The organism is Polaromonas sp. P4_F9, from assembly GCF_056401235.1.
This window is the reverse complement of sequence record NZ_JBFUJT010000056.1, coordinates 1-14,921: the sequence shown is the minus strand read 5'-3', so window position 1 is coordinate 14,921 and position 14,921 is coordinate 1. Positions and strand designations below refer to the sequence as shown.

The following is a 14,921-nucleotide window of genomic DNA, read 5'->3' as shown; positions in this document are numbered from 1 at the left end:
AGCCAAGCCCGGCATGGGCGTCGACGAAGGCATGTCCATCATGGGCAACGAACAGAATCGCCTGTTGGCGATGCTGCGCGCAGGGCGCGCAGCTTAAATGTCGTCCCGCAGTGTGGAGCTCGCGGGATGGCCAGTGCATCGGTCAAGCGCCCATCACAGGAAATTCGCAAGCCTTGCGATTCGACGTCACCGATCTGCGCATCTTCATCACTGTCGCGAAAGAGCGCAATCGCACTCGCGCTGCGACCCGCCAGAACCTGTCGCTCGCCGCTACGAGCGCGCGCATCAAGGCGTTGGAGGTGTGAAGAAATATGGTGCAGCGAGTGAGCCACCGCTGATTTTTATGGAGCAAACGGTCCGTTGGCCAGAGTAGAACTGCTTCAAAGACGCCTGCAATGTGAGCCGCCGCTGATGATGGATCAATTGTTGAACACGATGATTCACCGATACAAGTGTTTAGTCAGTGCGACAACCTGGCGGCCCCGGGTTCTCAGCCAAGTAGGGCGGCAAGCCTAGAGCCTCAGCCGTCAGCCGTCAGCCGTCAGCCGTCAGCCGTCAGCCGGGGGGCGCCTCCCGCGCCTGAAATGGAGTGACACACACATGAGCTATGAAACGATCCTCCATTCCGTCAAGGATGGAATTGCCGAAATTCGGCTCAATCGACCGCATCAGCTGAATGCCGTCACCCAACAACTCTATAAAGAGCTAAACAGTGCGCTTGCCACGGGAAAGCAGAACGAGCGCGCCCGGTCGTGACAACGGGTCAAAATCCAGCAAAAACTGCCAACCAAGCGCCGCATTTGTGCGTTGATGCATTAGAGATCGCATAAACCAAAATCCACCGAGCACTAGACTAGAGTTTGCTATCCCAAACCAACTAGGAGACAATCGTATGAACAGAATCGCAAAGGCCATGGTGGCCGCMGCTTCCCTCGTGATCGCAATGACAGGCATTACTGCGCATGCCGGCGCTGTGCTTGATCGCGTGCTCGCCACAAAGACGCTCAAGGTGGCGGTCGGCACSGACTGGGGACCAATGKCGTYCTTGAATGARAAGCACGAGCTGGACGGCTATGACRTAGAAGTTGCSAAGRGCATMGCSAAATACATGGRCGTGCAGGTYCAATTTGTAACGCCSGGCTGGGAYCTTATAGCGGCAGGCAAATGGGAWGGCCGTTGGGACATTGGCATGGGTCAGATGGTCCCGACCAAGSCCCGGGCTGAAAAGTTCGACTTCCCGGCCATCTACTTCTAYGAKMAGGSMGTCGCCGTCGTTCACAAGAACAGCAAGGCGACCAAGCTGTCCGATCTCAACGGCAAGGTGGTCGGCGCTGCTGCTGGCACCTCAGAGTCCTACGCCAAMCAAACCTACACGCCAAACTGGGTCGGCGCTCAGCCGGTAGAGTATCAATTCAAGCCGGGCCAGGTAAAGGTCTACACAAGCTCCAATATTGCATTCGACGATCTTCGCCTTGGCGACGGCACACGTCTTGATGCGATCGTTACTGATGAACAACTTGCGACTAAGGCGATCAAGTCCGGCTATCCATTGAAGCAACTCGGCGAACCGCTGTTCACTTATCCAGGATCCATCGCAACCCTACATGGAGACAAGGAGTTTAGCGACAAGATCGCGGCCGCCATCAAGAGCATGAAGGAGGATGGCACGCTCTCCAAGCTGTCGATCAAGTGGTACGGCATGGATAAATTCGTCCAGAAATAAGGTCGCCAGGCTCTAGCGGCCCAAGCCAGGCTTGGGCCGCCTCTCTTCAAAGGTTTTTTCATGCTCTATCCGGATACAGTTGATTCCGAGGTATTCGTCCATAAGCCGTGGTTTGTCACTTCGCTGTTTGCAGTTGTGCTCGCGGTTTTTATGCTCTTCAATCTCACGGGCACCACCTTAGGCGAGCTCATGCGGCCGGTCATCGGCGATCCTGCGACGAGCGGCCTTCACGGGCGCTTCGCCATTGCCTTCGTGATCGCGATCCTGTTCTGCAGCAACGTCGTRTTGATCGGGTTTGCGTCCTTGCGAGTGCAGATTCGCATCGTGTGGCTGGAGYTGCTGCTGCTCTTTCTCGCGTTCTTCAAGACGTTTGATYTGAGCATGCCCTTYATTCGGGCGAATCTGCCCTTCCTGATCACGCAAGGGATCGTGACGACAATTTACATTTCGGCGATTTCACTCGTATTCGCGTCGATCATTGCCATCATTGCCGCCGTAGCCAAACTGTCTAGCAACGGCTTCGCCTACGGGATTGCCAGCTTTTACACTTCCTTCTTCCGCGGATTGCCGCTTCTGATGCAAATTTACTTGATCTATCTCGGCTTGCCTCAGCTGGGATTTGTGATCAATGCCGTCCCTGCAGGCATATTGGCACTCTCGCTTTGCGTCGGTGCCTACATGACGGAAGTCTTCCGCGCTGGGATCCAGAGCATCGATCGCGGCCAATGGGAGGCGTCCCGCTCCATGGGTTTTGGGTTTGGCCTCACTATGCGCAAGATCATCTTGCCGCAGGCGCTTCCGGTAATCATTCCGCCTACCGGAAACATGTTCATATCAATGGTGAAGGACAGCTCGCTCGTCTCGGTCCTGGGCGTTTGGGAGCTGACGTTTCTTGCCCGTACCCTCGGTCAGGAAAGCTTCCATCATATGGAGATGCTGGTAACGGTGGCTCTCATTTATTGGGTACTGTCCATCTGCCTCGAAGTAATCCAATCACGGCTCGAGCGCCACTACGCAAGGAGTAAAACGCGATGACCGTGAACAACATAAGTCAGCTGAGAGATGACCTTMTTCATAACCCTTCSGAGYCRYCTGCCACTGGGCTGCRCACGMMGCCAACTTCCTATCCAGAGTCATCACGTCAGAAGCAAGCGCCAATGAGTACGGACAAGATCATCGAAGCGACGAACGTCTCAAAGTGGTACCGCACCTTCCGGGCACTGACGGATATCAACCTSACTGTGCGCAAAGGCGAGCGTATCGTCATTTGCGGCCCCTCCGGATCGGGGAAATCGACGCTGATCCGCTGCTTCAATCGGCTTGAGGCGCATCAGGAGGGCGACATCATCGTCAACGGGATCAGGCTRCACAACAATATGCGCGACGTGGCTGAAGTCCGCAAAAGCGTTGGTATGGTGTTCCAGAACTTCAATCTCTTCCCGCACATGACGGTGCTGATGAACTGCATGGCCGCCCCGATGTGGGTCAAGGGTGTGCCAGAGGCCGAGGCAAAGAAGATCGCGCTGAAGTACCTGGAGCGCGTGCGCATTCCGGAGCAGGCGAACAAATACCCGGCTCAGCTTTCCGGAGGACAGCAGCAGCGTGTCGCAATCGCCCGCTCTCTGTGTATGGACCCGGCCGTCATGCTCTTCGACGAACCGACTTCGGCGCTCGATCCCGAGATGGTCGCGGAAGTGCTCGAAACAATAACGGGTCTCGCCCGCGACGGCATGACCATGGTCTGCGTCACGCACGAGATGGGCTTCGCGCGCGCCGTTGCGGACCGGGTGATCTTCATGGATCAGGGKCAGATCGTCGAGGAGGGCGCGCCGCAGGACTTCTTCACCAACGCGCAGCACGAAAGAACGAAGTTGTTCCTCAGCCAGATCTTGTCCCACTGATTGGTAGGCCGTCGTCACGAAATGCCTGTCGTGGCTCGCCCGCGGCCAGGCTCCGTTGAACTTAAGGCCGAGAATGACCGAAATAGTACTGGCTTTACCCTGCAGGTGGCGGCGACCGGCACCTGGCTCGCCTACAACACTTGGGGCGGCGCGAACCACTACGAGGGCGATCAGTATTCGCCCATCGTTTCAACGCAGCGGCCATGGGGTCGCGGTTTCGTCGTCCTTCCGCCGGAAGCGCCGCGCGTGCCGCTGGAAGTGGCGATGCCGCCGAAAACCGTGCCGCGCTATCCACACATGGAATGGGCCTACGCCACAGGTCATTCTAAGAAATATGCCTCCGCCGGATGGGCGAGCTACGACAGCCATTTCTTCCGCGTCGCCGAACGCGCTGGGTATGGTATCGATCTCGCCAGCCAGCACGGATGCCTGCCAACGCTGCGGCAGCAACTCCCCGATCTGACTGGCGCGCTGCGTGGGCAGGCGCGTGAGCGATTTTCCGGATTTCGGGCTGACGCCCGATCCTCACGCCTGATCGCCAACCATGGCCGCCAGCCGGCGGTCAACATGGGTTCACCGCGCGCATACGTATGGAACAGCTGTGTTCCAAACGCGTCCTCAAGTCGTCGCAAACGATGGCTCGCGCCGGAAATCGACATATGGCACAGTGGCGCTGCGGTGGACAATGAGCCCACACGTACGCACTGGACCGCAAGCCGCAGCGAGACGAGGTCGAGCCGCGCCGCGCCGCGCCGGATTTAACTTCAGAAGCCGCACGTAGTTCTGCTTTCGGGAACTTGGCCAAGGCAGCTGAGATTGAATCGCTGCCGGATTTTCGAGGACTGCCTGCCGTTCCATCATCGGCAGCAGCCGGCCCTGCGGACCCATGCTCGTATTTGGAGACATCGAAGGATCTGGACGGCATTTCGAATCGGCGCCAGCGGATTGCCCAATTCGTGCGCGAGCAGCTATCCATACGCAGACTTTCCGCGGAAGAAGCCCCCAAGTCAACGAGATTGATCCATCGACGCTTGGTACGATTTGCCCAGAACTGATCGTTCCTTCGCATCATGACAACGCAACTGGGCCGCACAGGCGCCGTGATCTACCAACGGTTCCACTGTGTACTGCAATTGGTTGGTCTGATAAGAAATGGACGTAGCTTCGAATGCGGCATGCAGAGTCACAGCGTGTCGATTCATCCGCCATCAAATGGCGCAATACTTCGTTAATTACACTAGGACCTCCGAATGAACGCATGCTTTTTCGCAGCAGTCGGCGTAACGATTGCAATACCTCGCGTAGAGGCTGAGCCTGCCAATCTTGATGCCAAGCGTTGCTCTTACTCACCAGATTGCAGCGGACCCGACGAAATCTCGGAGGGGGTCTTCGATGGTTCACTCTCACGCTGAGATGAGCGCGCGCCACGCCCAGCGGATCGACACGAGTGGTATCAGCGATCTGCCAGAACGACTCCAGGACATCATCCGGCGCCGGGACACGGTGCTCGGTCCTGGCTACCACTTTTCCGAGACGATTCCGGTAGAGTTTGTCTCAAGTTTTGGCGCCCACCTAATAGACCGCGACGGCAACGACTATCTCGACGCGTATAACAATGTTCCGGGCGTTGGCCACGCGAACAAGCATGTTGTGGACGCCGTTTCCCGCCAGATCGCCGCAATCAACACGGATACGCGTTACCCCGAAGAGCGGCTCGTTGACTATGCCGAGCGGTTCCTTGCGACATTTCCAGCGGCGTTGTCGAAGTTAAGCTTGACATGCACCGGATCCGAAGCGAATGACCTCGCGATTCGGGTCGCGAGGTTCCATACGGGTGGTGAGGGAATCATCGCTACCCGCTGGGCGTTTCACGGTCGCACTCATGAGGTGGCGAGTTTTTCCCCAATGTTGGGCGCGGGATCGCCGCTCGGACCGAACGTCCGACTCATTGCCGCTCCTGACCCGCGAATCGTCGGGCCTGGACGTTCTCTCGAGGACTACATGCGGGACCAGGTACGTTCCGCGATTGGTGATCTGGAGCGGCATGGGTACAGGCTGGCGGCCTTGATCGCCGATTCCGCGTTCACATCCGACGGGATTTTCACTCACCCAGTCGGCTTCATGAAGGCAGTAGTCGACGAGGTTCACGCCGCCGGCGGCGTCTACGTTGCGGACGAGGTTCAATCGGGGTTCGCCCAGCTCGGGGATTCCATGTGGGGGTTCAGCCGACACGAGGTGGTTCCCGACATCGTCACGATGGGCAAGGCGATGGGGAACGGGTACCCCGTCTCTGGCGTCGTCTTCCGCCCGGAGGTATCCGACGAGTTCGGAGAGAAGGTCAGCTACTTCAACACATTAGGTGGCAGATCGCTCTCCATAGCCGCTGCGTCCGCGGTGCTCGATGTGTTCGAGCAGGAAAATCTGCGTGAGCGCGTAGTCGCGAATGGTGCGACCCTACGAGCAGGGCTTGAAGCGCTTACACGGGAATCCCCTTACGTCGGGGAAATCCGCGGCAGCGGCTTGTACCTTGGTGTCGAGATCGTCAAGGATAAAAGAACGTTCGAGCCCGATTCCGTTCGTGCCGAAGACATCATCAAGGACATGCGCGATCGTCGAGTCCTGATCAGCCGGACGGGTCCGGCGGGAAACGTGTTGAAAATCCGTCCCCCAGTTGCTTTCACCGCTGCCGATGTGTCTCGACTCCTTGAGACCTTTGCCGTTGTAGCGAAACACTGGCTGTAAAAGGCTCGACCGACATGAACAAGTCACACCGCGTGATGTTGCAACAGCTCTTCGAGGAGAGCAGCCTGCTGTCGTCTCGGGAGTCCATCGACCCCTTGCTGCTGAAAACCATGCTTGAGAGGAATTATGGGCTCAGCGGACACGTCGAACGACTGTCTGTTGAAAAGGGCGACACCTTCAGGCTCACAACCGGCTCAAACAAATACCTCGTTAAGGTGTCGCCGTCCGATGAGCCTGAATCAGTTACGGCGTTGCAGACTGCCGTGATGCGTTACTTCGATGATGCCGCTCACGCGTTGCCGGTCCAGCGAATCAAATTGACCCTTGATGAAAGCGACAGCGTTCCCATCGACATGAGCGATGGCACCCGTCGGATGCTAAGCGTCTTCTGCTTCGTCGAAGGGGTGTTGTGGGAACACATGGACGCGAACGCGGAGCAGTTGACCAAGCTGGGAGACATGCTCGGGCGAGTCAACAGTGTGCTGCGATCATTTGGGCACCCAGCCGACGCGCGCAGACTGGTTTACGACATTGGGCACTTTCACCAGTGGGTCGGACTTGTCGAGTACACGCTGGAGCCCAAGCGGCGACGGTTGGCTCAACAGGCCTTCAAGCTCTTTGAGGAAGTCCTGCTGCCGAGGCTGCCCGGTCTTGAAATGCAAGTGATCCACGGTGACTACGCTCCCAACAACGTCGTCGTGGATCCGCACAGCGATGCCTTCGTGAAGACCATCCTTGACTTTGGTGACACTGTCCGCACCGCTGTGATCTTTGACCCTGCGAATACGGTCGCTCACTTGGTCGGCCGCACTCAGGATCACCCTTGGCAGGATGCCTTTGCCTTTGTCGCTGGGTACGAGCAGAGCCGGCCGATAAACGACTCAGAACTTCCACTTTTGCCAGTTGCGGCTCTCGCGCGGCTCACCATGCTCGCGTTGATCAGGCACTGGAAGGCGGAGCGCGCACCTGACCAGCGCGAGGAGTTACTCGCTAGTGCCGAGTATTACTGGACGAACCTGGAGCTGGCCATGGGCGTACCACTTGACGACGTCATCGCGAGATTCCGGGACCGCGCTCGTGATCCTGGTACGTGAGCGCAGCGACCGAAGGCGGGTGCGGGCTGAGGGAACACCGGTGGACTGCGCGCCGGAGCGAAGACCTCTGACCAGCGTCTTCGATTTCGTCTTCAGGTCACCGTTGATTGGTTTGCAAAGTCTCGCTTCGGTCGCCTCTTATAAACGCGTGGCTACTAAATAGATAAATGCAATGAGCGATGAAAGCCTGACCCGCTACCTACGCCGAGTCGGGCTACATCGACCCGGTGGAAAACGACGACACTTAGGATGGTCGCAGGGTTTATCCAACCCAGCGCGGGCCGTGTTGTGTGCGAAGTGCCTAGTTCAAACAAAAACAGCAGCGGCGAAATTTAAAAGGAGAATTGTCCATGGTATTGGAAAGTCATCGTCCCCTCGGAATCCTTGAGCTGAATGAAGGTCAATCCGAGAGCCCGCCACAAGTCCCGCGGGTAGGGTCGCTGTTGAATCCGACGACCTTCAATCGCCCAATAATTACGGAGATCGTGGAGGGCGCATGGGCGGACGTCATCATTCGCGGTGATCCGTCGCTTGAAACCGCCTGCGTGGCAGCTGCTCAACGCCTGGTCGAGCGGGGCGCAGCCGTGATTTCTTCTGACTGTGGTTTTTTCATCCGGCATCAGGCCGCCGTCGCCTCTGCCGTCAGCATACCTGTAGCGCTGTCGAGCCTGCTCTTAATTCCGGCCTTGCTGCGTCAGCTGGCACCTGCTCAAAAACTCGCAGTGGTGACAGCTGACTCCACGCATTGCGGTGATGATCTGTTAGGCGTCGACAATCCGGCAGATCGAAAGAGAGTGGTCATCGGCGGAATCGAAGGCGGCGAATTCTTGCGCAATTCGATTGCGTGTCCATTCATCCGTACCGATATCGATCAGATCGAGAGGGAAGTCGCCGCTTGCGTTGCGCGGCTTCGCACTGCGCATCCTGAGATCGGCATGGTACTGTTCGAATGCACGGGATTCCCAATTGTCAAGAATTCGCTTCGCCGTAGTACAGGGTTACCGATCTTTGACATTACGGACCTCTGCCGGCTGACGCTCGCGTCCGTTGTCTAGTAGGACAACGTTGAATCCACCACCGAGGCGCCTGAAACGTTGAGCTTGGCATGAGGCAGCAGACACTTGCCGTGGCATCCGACAAGAGGGTTCGAGCCGTGCCGTGGATGGAGTTGTGCGCCGTGATTGAGCCCCATTACCCTAATCCTTACTGTGCCACAAGAGTAACTTTGCGCTTGTGCGACCGCACCAGGGGCACTGCCCAAGTCGGGCGATCAGCTGATGGCTCAATCGATGGCTCAATCGATGGCGCAGTGTCGTGATCGAGGTCGCCTACCGCTGCGCGCGCAGGACTGCCGCGGGGGATGTAATCCGCGGGAAGGGCAGGCACTTGGCGGTCGATGAAGTTTTTTTACCACCGACAGACTTGTCGGTGACGAGGCGCTCTGCCATCATGAACCCATAAGCCGCGATGCATAACACGCGTGGTGATGGAACCCTCGCCAGCCTCGCCCCTCGTAGTGCCCCAGGCCGAAGTCCTGCTTCAGATCCTGGTAGTCGCGTTCGATGCGCCAGCGCTGATGGGCGGCGCCGACCAACTCGTTGATCGGTGTTTCCTCGCGCAGCGTAGATAGAACGTACTTGCTCGGATCGGCGTCGTTCGCGGGCCACTCGATGAGCAGCCATTGCTCGGGACGCAGGCGCGCCTTGCCCGCATTGCCACCTGCATGGCGCACCCGCACGGCCGCGAAGCGGCCACTCAGTGTTTCATTGGTTCCCTCGCGCCAGGTGATGTTCCGACGCACGATTGGCATCAGGCTAGGCGCGGCTAGTGGACTGTAACGTTTAAAAAGGAAGTGTCATTGCAGCCCTGGGGGTTGCGATGAAACTGACCCAAAGCGAGCGCATGGAACTTCAACAGCAAGCTGCATCCAGAAGCGCGCGGGCCGATGCGGCTCGCCACGCGCAGTTGATTCTGATGCTCGCCGATGGCCTGACCAGGGCCGACATCCGCGCCAAGCTTGACTACAGCGACAGCTCCATCGACCGGTGGAGCAAGCGCTTTGAAAGTGATCGCCTGGCCGGGCTGTTTGCTCGCCATGCTGGGCGCGAGCGCTACAAGGTGACCGATCGCCTGGAGGCGCGGGTGCTGGCGCGCACCACCAAACACAAGCCGGGTGACAGCTCCATGCACTGGTCCTCGCGCAAGCTGGCGGCCGAACTGGGCGGGGAAATCTCGCACATGACAATAGCCCGCATCTGGGCCAAGCACGGCATCAAGCCGCATCTGCTTGAGGGCTATCTCACCTCGGACGATCCGGACTTTGAAGCCAAGGCTGCAGATGTCATCGGGCTGTACTTGAATCCCCCGCAAAAAGCTGCGGTGTTCAGTGTTGACGAGAAGACCGCTATTCAGGCGGTCACGCCCGAGGTGGAGTCGGACATTGGGTGACGCTGCATACCAAGCCGGCGGCCGCCACGCACGGGAGCAAACGCACGCTGGCCGCGCATCTGGGTCTGAGCGCTACCACGGTCCGGCGTGTGTGGCAGCGCAACGGCATCAAGCCGCAACTGAGCCGTACCTTGAAACTCTCGCGTGATCCGCGCTTCGAGGACAAGCTCGTCGATGCGGTACCTGAACCCATCGGAGCATGCGCCGGTGCTCAGTTGCGACGAGAAAAGCCAGATCCAAGCTTCGAACCCCACGCAACCGGGGCTGCGGATGAAGGCCGTGCGAGCGGGCACCATCCCCACGACTACAAGCGGCTTGGCACGACGACGCTGTTCGCCGCGCTTAATACGCTGGACGGCATGGTCATCTCGACGTGCCAGCCGCGGCATCGGCACGGGGAGTGGCTGAAGTCCCTGTGGCTCATCGACTGCAGACGCCTAAGCACCTGCGTTGCCGACCACAACGCTCACCCCAAGCCCTTCGTATGGACCGCCAGCGCCAAGGACCTCCTGGCCAAGGTCACGCGCGCCAAGGCCGCTCTGGCTGCCGTCACCCAATAAGTGCAGAACAGACTGGCGCACCACACGAGGTCGAGTTGCGGGGACTGCAGGCGATTCCACGTCAGCACCGACCGCGCGGGAGCAGAGCTTCGCTTCGCAGTCCCATGCGATCGACTTTCCCGCGACGCTAGACGAGGACTTCGTCGGCATGAATCACGGTAGCACGCTACCGATTTTTCTTGAGCAACAGGCTGGGCGGCGCAGGAAGTCTATCCGAATGCGAATTCAGGTTCGAAGATTTGACACTCTTTGCCGGATGCTCCGCGTGGGGGTTGGCGTGGCTTTCGTCCCCATGCTCGGTCTGTCAAAATTTGAGCGGATGAAGGTTGCGACGAATTGCCACCGCACGCCAGTGAACTGTTAGAAGATATTTGCCCTCGATTTCGGGGCAAAAAATTGACCACGCCTGCCTAGAGCAGATCGCAGATCATGATGGGCTGGAGTCTCGGAAGATCTCGATTTGATGTTTCAGCCTTCATGTTACTTGAATTCCTCGGCGTCAATGGGGAGCGCGAAGCTCGCCTTCACGCGGTCAATGACCACCATGGTTCTAAACCATTTGATGTCTGGATTGCCATAGAAGAACGTGCTAATGAAGGACTCGTATTCCTCCATGTCTTTCGTCGCGATGGTCAGCACGAAGCCGGCCTCGCCCGTCACGTAATATGCAGACATGACTTGAGGCGTGTTGCGGAGCATCTGCTTGAAGCGAACGATGATATCGGATCGCTCACGTTCCAAATCTACTAACACGATCATGGTGACGCTCTTCCCGATCACCCTCGGGTTCACTATGGCCACGTCGCCCTCTATCACACCTTCTTCTCGCAACCTCTTCAAGCGGCGCTGCACCGCAGTGGGCGAGAGCCCAACAGACTCGCCCAGTTTCTCGCTGGACGTTCGGTTGTTTCGCTGCACTTCTAAGAGGAGGCGAGCATCGAGGCGGTCGAGATTCATGGCGGTGGTCAAAGAAGACTGCGTTAGGGAAGGTCTGTGCAACGTGAATTGTTTGCGGGAACTTGGCGGTCTGACGTATGGAGCTATGGCACAGCTTTCGGAGCCCTATTAGCGCCGCATCACCTCACTGCAGCACGCGGGACGCTCGGCGCGCCGTGCAGGCGCAATCATCCCCGTGCACGTTGCTTTCGTTAAGCACTCACTTGAGTATATGAGCATCCGATGCGTACAAAATAGTGAATGTCGACCCGAGAATGGAGAACTCCTGCGTTATGTAATAGTTTCCGAAAGGTTGGGAAAACCGATGAGGTTGCGTATTCAGCTCCGTGAACCTGAGAGCCGTACGGCGCAAGGTGTTTGACACGCAGAGACAGAAGTCTGCCCCAGCGCGCTCGAGGGCCCGGGGCACGGTCCGCCAGATATGCCCCCATTTCCTTCAACTTCGCGTTGCGCACGCAGTATTCGGCGAATGCGAAATTCATGGAAGTCATCACCAGTTCTGCCGTATTGAAACCACCCCGGCGCTGTTTCGCAAGCAGATTGAGCTGCCTGTAATAGTCGGCGGTGGCCTGGTCGCTGGATCCGCCGAGGATGTCGATACATTTCATCAGCTTTCCAACGCCGCGCCGGCGTTGGCGGCCTGCGCCTTCGCGAATGCAAGCGTCGCGATGGCCGTGTCCTGAATGCCCGTGCCGGTGAGGTCCGCCATGGTGATTTGAGTGTCAGCGGTGCGCCCCTTCTTCGATCCCGCGATGATTTCCCCGAGTTCCGGAAACAGCGCATCAGCTGACACGTGGCCGGCGGAGATCGCGTGGTGGAGTTCGCCCAGGCGCCGTGTCTGCGAAAGACGGTCGGCCACGTATAGATCGGCGCGGCGGATGGCCGCCGGGTCGATTTCGTTCTTGTGCTCGGCGTCCGAACCCATCGCTGTTAAGTGCTGGCCGGGCTCAAGCCACTCCGCTTCAAGGATCGGCCGGTTTGCCGGTGTGGTGGTCACGATCACGTGCGACCCGGCGATTGCCTTCGCGGCCTCAGCATGCGCGATCACGGGAATGCCCAGCTGCGCGGAGAGTTTGCGCGCCACGCTTTCGGCCTTCGCAGGATTGCGCGCCCAGATGCGCGCCTCCCGAATCGGGCGCACGAGCGCAAGCGCCTGCAACTGCAAGGTCGCTTGCATGCCCGCCCCGAGGATTGCCGCGACGGAAGCGTCCTTCCGCGCAAGATGATTCGCCGCCACCGCGCCCGCGGCAGCCGTTCTCACATCGGTCAGGTAACCGTTGTCCAGCAACAGTGCCTGGACTAACCCCGTCTTGCTGGCGAGCAGAACCATCAACCCGCCCGTACTCGGCAGCCCCAGCTTCGGATTGTCGAAGAATCCGGGGCTGATCTTGATCGCAAAGCCGTCGAGGCCCGGGACGTACGCGGTCTTGACGTCCACCTCGCCGCGATGTTCGTGGATATCGAGCCGAAGAATAGGCGGCATCGCCACCGCTTTCGTGGCCAGCGCACGGAAAGCATCCTCGACGCAGATTACCGCCTCGAGGTCGAGCGGCACGAGCTTGCGTAGGTCGCCCTCAGTCAGGATCTTGATCTGCGGCATCAGGCATCCCCTCCGAACGGGTCATCGTCGCCGTTCATCACATTTTGGTGCAATTCCATGTCGACGTTGCGCCCGGAAAGGACGATGGCGACCGGTCCGCGCAGGCCGGCAACCTTGCCGGCCAGCAGCGCCGCGATACCCACGGCGCCCGAGCCTTCAAGGATTTCGCGCTCTTGCGCGTAGGCGTGGCGCATGCCGGCTGCGATCTCTCCCTCCGTCAGCAGTACGATGTCGTCGAGCAGTTCGCGGCACAGGCCGAACGTCAGCGTATTATTCAGGCCGATCCCGCCGCCCAATGCATCAGCAAGGCTGGGAAATTCTGGCACCTGCATGGGCTTGCCGGCATCGATGCTTGCCTTCATGGCCGCGCCCCGTTGCATCGTCACACCAATCACCTTTGCACGGGGCCGCAATCCCTTAACGGCAGTTGCGATGCCCGCTGCGAGTCCACCACCCGAAACGCCAACGAGCACAGTCTCGACGTCAGGAACTGCCTCAACCAACTCGAGTCCAATGGTGCCTTGGCCTGCGACGATATCGGGGTGCTCGAAGGGGGGCACCATCACGAGTCCCTGTTCCGTGATCAGCCGGTCGACCTCCGCTTGCGCTTCGTCCTGTGACGTCCCTGTGATGCGCACGTCCGCGCCGAGTCGGCGGATTTCGCTGACCTTGTTCTGCGGTACCAGTCGGGACATGCAGATCGTCGCACGTGAACCGAGCCGGTGCGCGGCATAGGCGAGCGCGCGGCCATGATTGCCGGTCGACACCGCGATCACACCGCGCCCGCGCTGAGCGTCGGAGAGTTGGAGCATCGCATTGGTCGCGCCGCGCAGCTTGAAACTTCCGGTCGTCTGATGGTGTTCGAGCTTGAGCCACACCGGAACGCCGCATCTCTCAGAGAGAGATGGTGAAAAAACCGCGGGCGTCGGCAAGATATGCCCGGCGATTCGCCTTCGCGCAGCGTGGATGAGGTCGAGGTCCATTATTAAGAATTCTCCGGTTCAGTCACGACGAGCAGCAGGCTCGTCCCCAGGCACATAAGTCAGCTCCCGATGACAGGCTGCCACGGCACACCCGTCGTTGCGCAACCCGAGCAGTTCGCTCCGGGCCCGCTCGCCGCCGGGCGGCGTGCACTGGTATATTAGGAGGTAAGCCGAGTTGAATTTCGGCGACGAAGGGTCACTGCCGGCCGGATTCCTGCAATTGACAGGTGCTGCAAGCGTCTCCCAACATGTCAGGCGCGGAAATGCAGGATATGCGCGATGATCTCTGGCTGGTTAAGAATCGATCGAAAGAGGCCGATTCGGAACTTGGACGTCGAATCCGGAACGATTCCAAGCTCAACTTCTACCCTCAGAAGCCAGATTGGATGGAAATGGTTCTTTGGAGATCACACCAAGTCCATTGGCAGGCGATGGAGGCAATGAAAGCTTCACGCTAGGTGCGTCGGGCGTTACGCTTTCTGCAACCTAACCTCGACCTTCGAGCGCGGGGCTTTCCTTGCTGCGGTTTGTCCAGACGGAATGCGAGGACTGCCCCCGTACGCGCGAGTCGTAGGCGCGCGCAAAGTCGCCTGGACCGTAGCGTTCGATCTTGATGAGTAAGCAACCTGTGTTGGCCGGTTGCTTACAGCCTTCGGAAATTCCAAACCCTTGAGATTCGACCTTACGGACATGCGCCTGTTCGTTGCCGTCGCCGGAGAGCGGAACCTCACCCGCGCGGCTGCGCGTCAACACCTGTCACTGGCGGCGGCCAGTGCGCGCGTCAAGTCGCTCGAAGCACAGGCGGGTCTGCCGCTGCTTGTTCGCGAGGCGCGAGGCGTACAGCTAACGCCGCCGGGTCATGCCTTTCTGCACCACGCACGAGAGGTGCTGCACCAGACCGAACGGTTGCGGC

The 14,921-nt window shown here is 59.0% G+C and carries 16 protein-coding genes and 3 pseudogenes; 13 read left to right on the top strand and 6 right to left on the bottom strand.

Going from position 1 to position 14,921, the window contains the following annotated elements; all coding sequences use genetic code 11:
- Positions 1-13: 13 nt before the first annotated feature.
- From AC1DUB_RS27450 to AC1DUB_RS27405, 10 genes are all read left to right on the top strand, one after another.
- Positions 14-97, top strand: coding sequence for a hypothetical protein (locus tag AC1DUB_RS27450; protein WP_477732251.1), 84 nt, complete (start codon positions 14-16; stop codon positions 95-97).
- Positions 98-173: 76 nt separating this feature from the next.
- On the top strand, positions 174-305 hold the full coding sequence (locus AC1DUB_RS27445) for a helix-turn-helix domain-containing protein (protein WP_477732250.1): 132 nt from the start codon (positions 174-176) through the stop codon (positions 303-305).
- 295 nt (positions 306-600) lie between these two features.
- On the top strand, positions 601-756 hold the full coding sequence (locus AC1DUB_RS27440) for an enoyl-CoA hydratase-related protein (RefSeq protein ID WP_477732249.1): 156 nt from the start codon (positions 601-603) through the stop codon (positions 754-756).
- A 136-nt stretch (positions 757-892) separates the two neighbouring features.
- Complete coding sequence (locus AC1DUB_RS27435; protein ID WP_477732248.1) at positions 893-1,723, top strand: transporter substrate-binding domain-containing protein; 831 nt, start codon at positions 893-895, stop codon at positions 1,721-1,723.
- Positions 1,724-1,783: 60 nt separating this feature from the next.
- A complete protein-coding gene (locus tag AC1DUB_RS27430) occupies positions 1,784-2,758 on the top strand; it encodes an amino acid ABC transporter permease (RefSeq protein WP_477732247.1) in 975 nt (324 codons plus the stop codon).
- Positions 2,759-2,880: 122 nt separating this feature from the next.
- Positions 2,881-3,624 (top strand): amino acid ABC transporter ATP-binding protein, encoded by a 744-nt coding sequence (locus AC1DUB_RS27425; RefSeq protein ID WP_477732246.1) that lies wholly within the window; start codon positions 2,881-2,883, stop codon positions 3,622-3,624.
- Positions 3,625-3,645: 21 nt separating this feature from the next.
- On the top strand, positions 3,646-4,386 hold the full coding sequence (locus AC1DUB_RS27420; RefSeq protein WP_477732245.1) for a N,N-dimethylformamidase beta subunit family domain-containing protein: 741 nt from the start codon (positions 3,646-3,648) through the stop codon (positions 4,384-4,386).
- A gap of 630 nt (positions 4,387-5,016) precedes the next feature.
- Complete coding sequence (locus AC1DUB_RS27415; RefSeq protein WP_477732244.1) at positions 5,017-6,366, top strand: aspartate aminotransferase family protein; 1,350 nt, start codon at positions 5,017-5,019, stop codon at positions 6,364-6,366.
- Between the two features lie 14 nt (positions 6,367-6,380).
- Positions 6,381-7,460, top strand: coding sequence for a phosphotransferase (locus tag AC1DUB_RS27410; RefSeq protein WP_477732243.1), 1,080 nt, complete (start codon positions 6,381-6,383; stop codon positions 7,458-7,460).
- Between the two features lie 350 nt (positions 7,461-7,810).
- Entirely contained in the window at positions 7,811-8,515 is a 705-nt protein-coding gene (locus AC1DUB_RS27405; RefSeq protein WP_477732242.1) for an aspartate/glutamate racemase family protein, read from the top strand.
- A 148-nt stretch (positions 8,516-8,663) separates the two neighbouring features.
- On the opposite strand, the pseudogene AC1DUB_RS27400 reads toward AC1DUB_RS27405, so the two are convergent.
- Positions 8,664-9,249: pseudogene (locus tag AC1DUB_RS27400) on the bottom strand (transposase); the annotation flags it as partial.
- Positions 9,250-9,338: 89 nt separating this feature from the next.
- Here AC1DUB_RS27400 and AC1DUB_RS27395 point away from each other — a divergent pair.
- Both AC1DUB_RS27395 and AC1DUB_RS27390 read left to right on the top strand, forming a co-directional pair.
- On the top strand, positions 9,339-9,908 hold the full coding sequence (locus AC1DUB_RS27395; protein ID WP_477732241.1) for a helix-turn-helix domain-containing protein: 570 nt from the start codon (positions 9,339-9,341) through the stop codon (positions 9,906-9,908).
- Between the two features lie 180 nt (positions 9,909-10,088).
- Positions 10,089-10,468: pseudogene (locus AC1DUB_RS27390) on the top strand (IS630 family transposase); the annotation flags it as partial.
- Positions 10,469-10,948: 480 nt separating this feature from the next.
- On the opposite strand, the gene AC1DUB_RS27385 reads toward AC1DUB_RS27390, so the two are convergent.
- From AC1DUB_RS27385 to AC1DUB_RS27365, 5 genes and pseudogenes are all read right to left on the bottom strand, one after another.
- Complete coding sequence (locus tag AC1DUB_RS27385; protein WP_477732240.1) at positions 10,949-11,425, bottom strand: Lrp/AsnC family transcriptional regulator; 477 nt, start codon at positions 11,423-11,425, stop codon at positions 10,949-10,951.
- Positions 11,426-11,616: 191 nt separating this feature from the next.
- Positions 11,617-12,033 (bottom strand): hypothetical protein, encoded by a 417-nt coding sequence (locus AC1DUB_RS27380; RefSeq protein ID WP_477732239.1) that lies wholly within the window; start codon positions 12,031-12,033, stop codon positions 11,617-11,619.
- Positions 12,033-13,025: an ectoine utilization protein EutC gene (gene eutC, locus AC1DUB_RS27375; RefSeq protein ID WP_477732238.1), complete on the bottom strand. Its 993-nt coding sequence runs from the start codon at positions 13,023-13,025 to the stop codon at positions 12,033-12,035. Before eutC ends, AC1DUB_RS27380 begins: the two co-directional genes overlap by 1 nt.
- Positions 13,025-14,008 carry a hydroxyectoine utilization dehydratase EutB gene (gene eutB, locus AC1DUB_RS27370; protein WP_477732237.1) on the bottom strand — a complete coding sequence of 328 codons (984 nt, stop codon included), beginning with the start codon at positions 14,006-14,008 and terminating at the stop codon, positions 13,025-13,027. Before eutB ends, eutC begins: the two co-directional genes overlap by 1 nt.
- 498 nt (positions 14,009-14,506) lie before the next feature.
- Positions 14,507-14,629: pseudogene (locus AC1DUB_RS27365) on the bottom strand (CoA transferase); the annotation flags it as partial.
- A gap of 48 nt (positions 14,630-14,677) precedes the next feature.
- On the opposite strand from AC1DUB_RS27365, the gene AC1DUB_RS27360 reads away from it, so the two are divergent.
- Positions 14,678-14,921 (top strand): LysR family transcriptional regulator (locus AC1DUB_RS27360; RefSeq protein WP_477732236.1); only part of this gene is annotated, 244 nt, incomplete at its 3' end.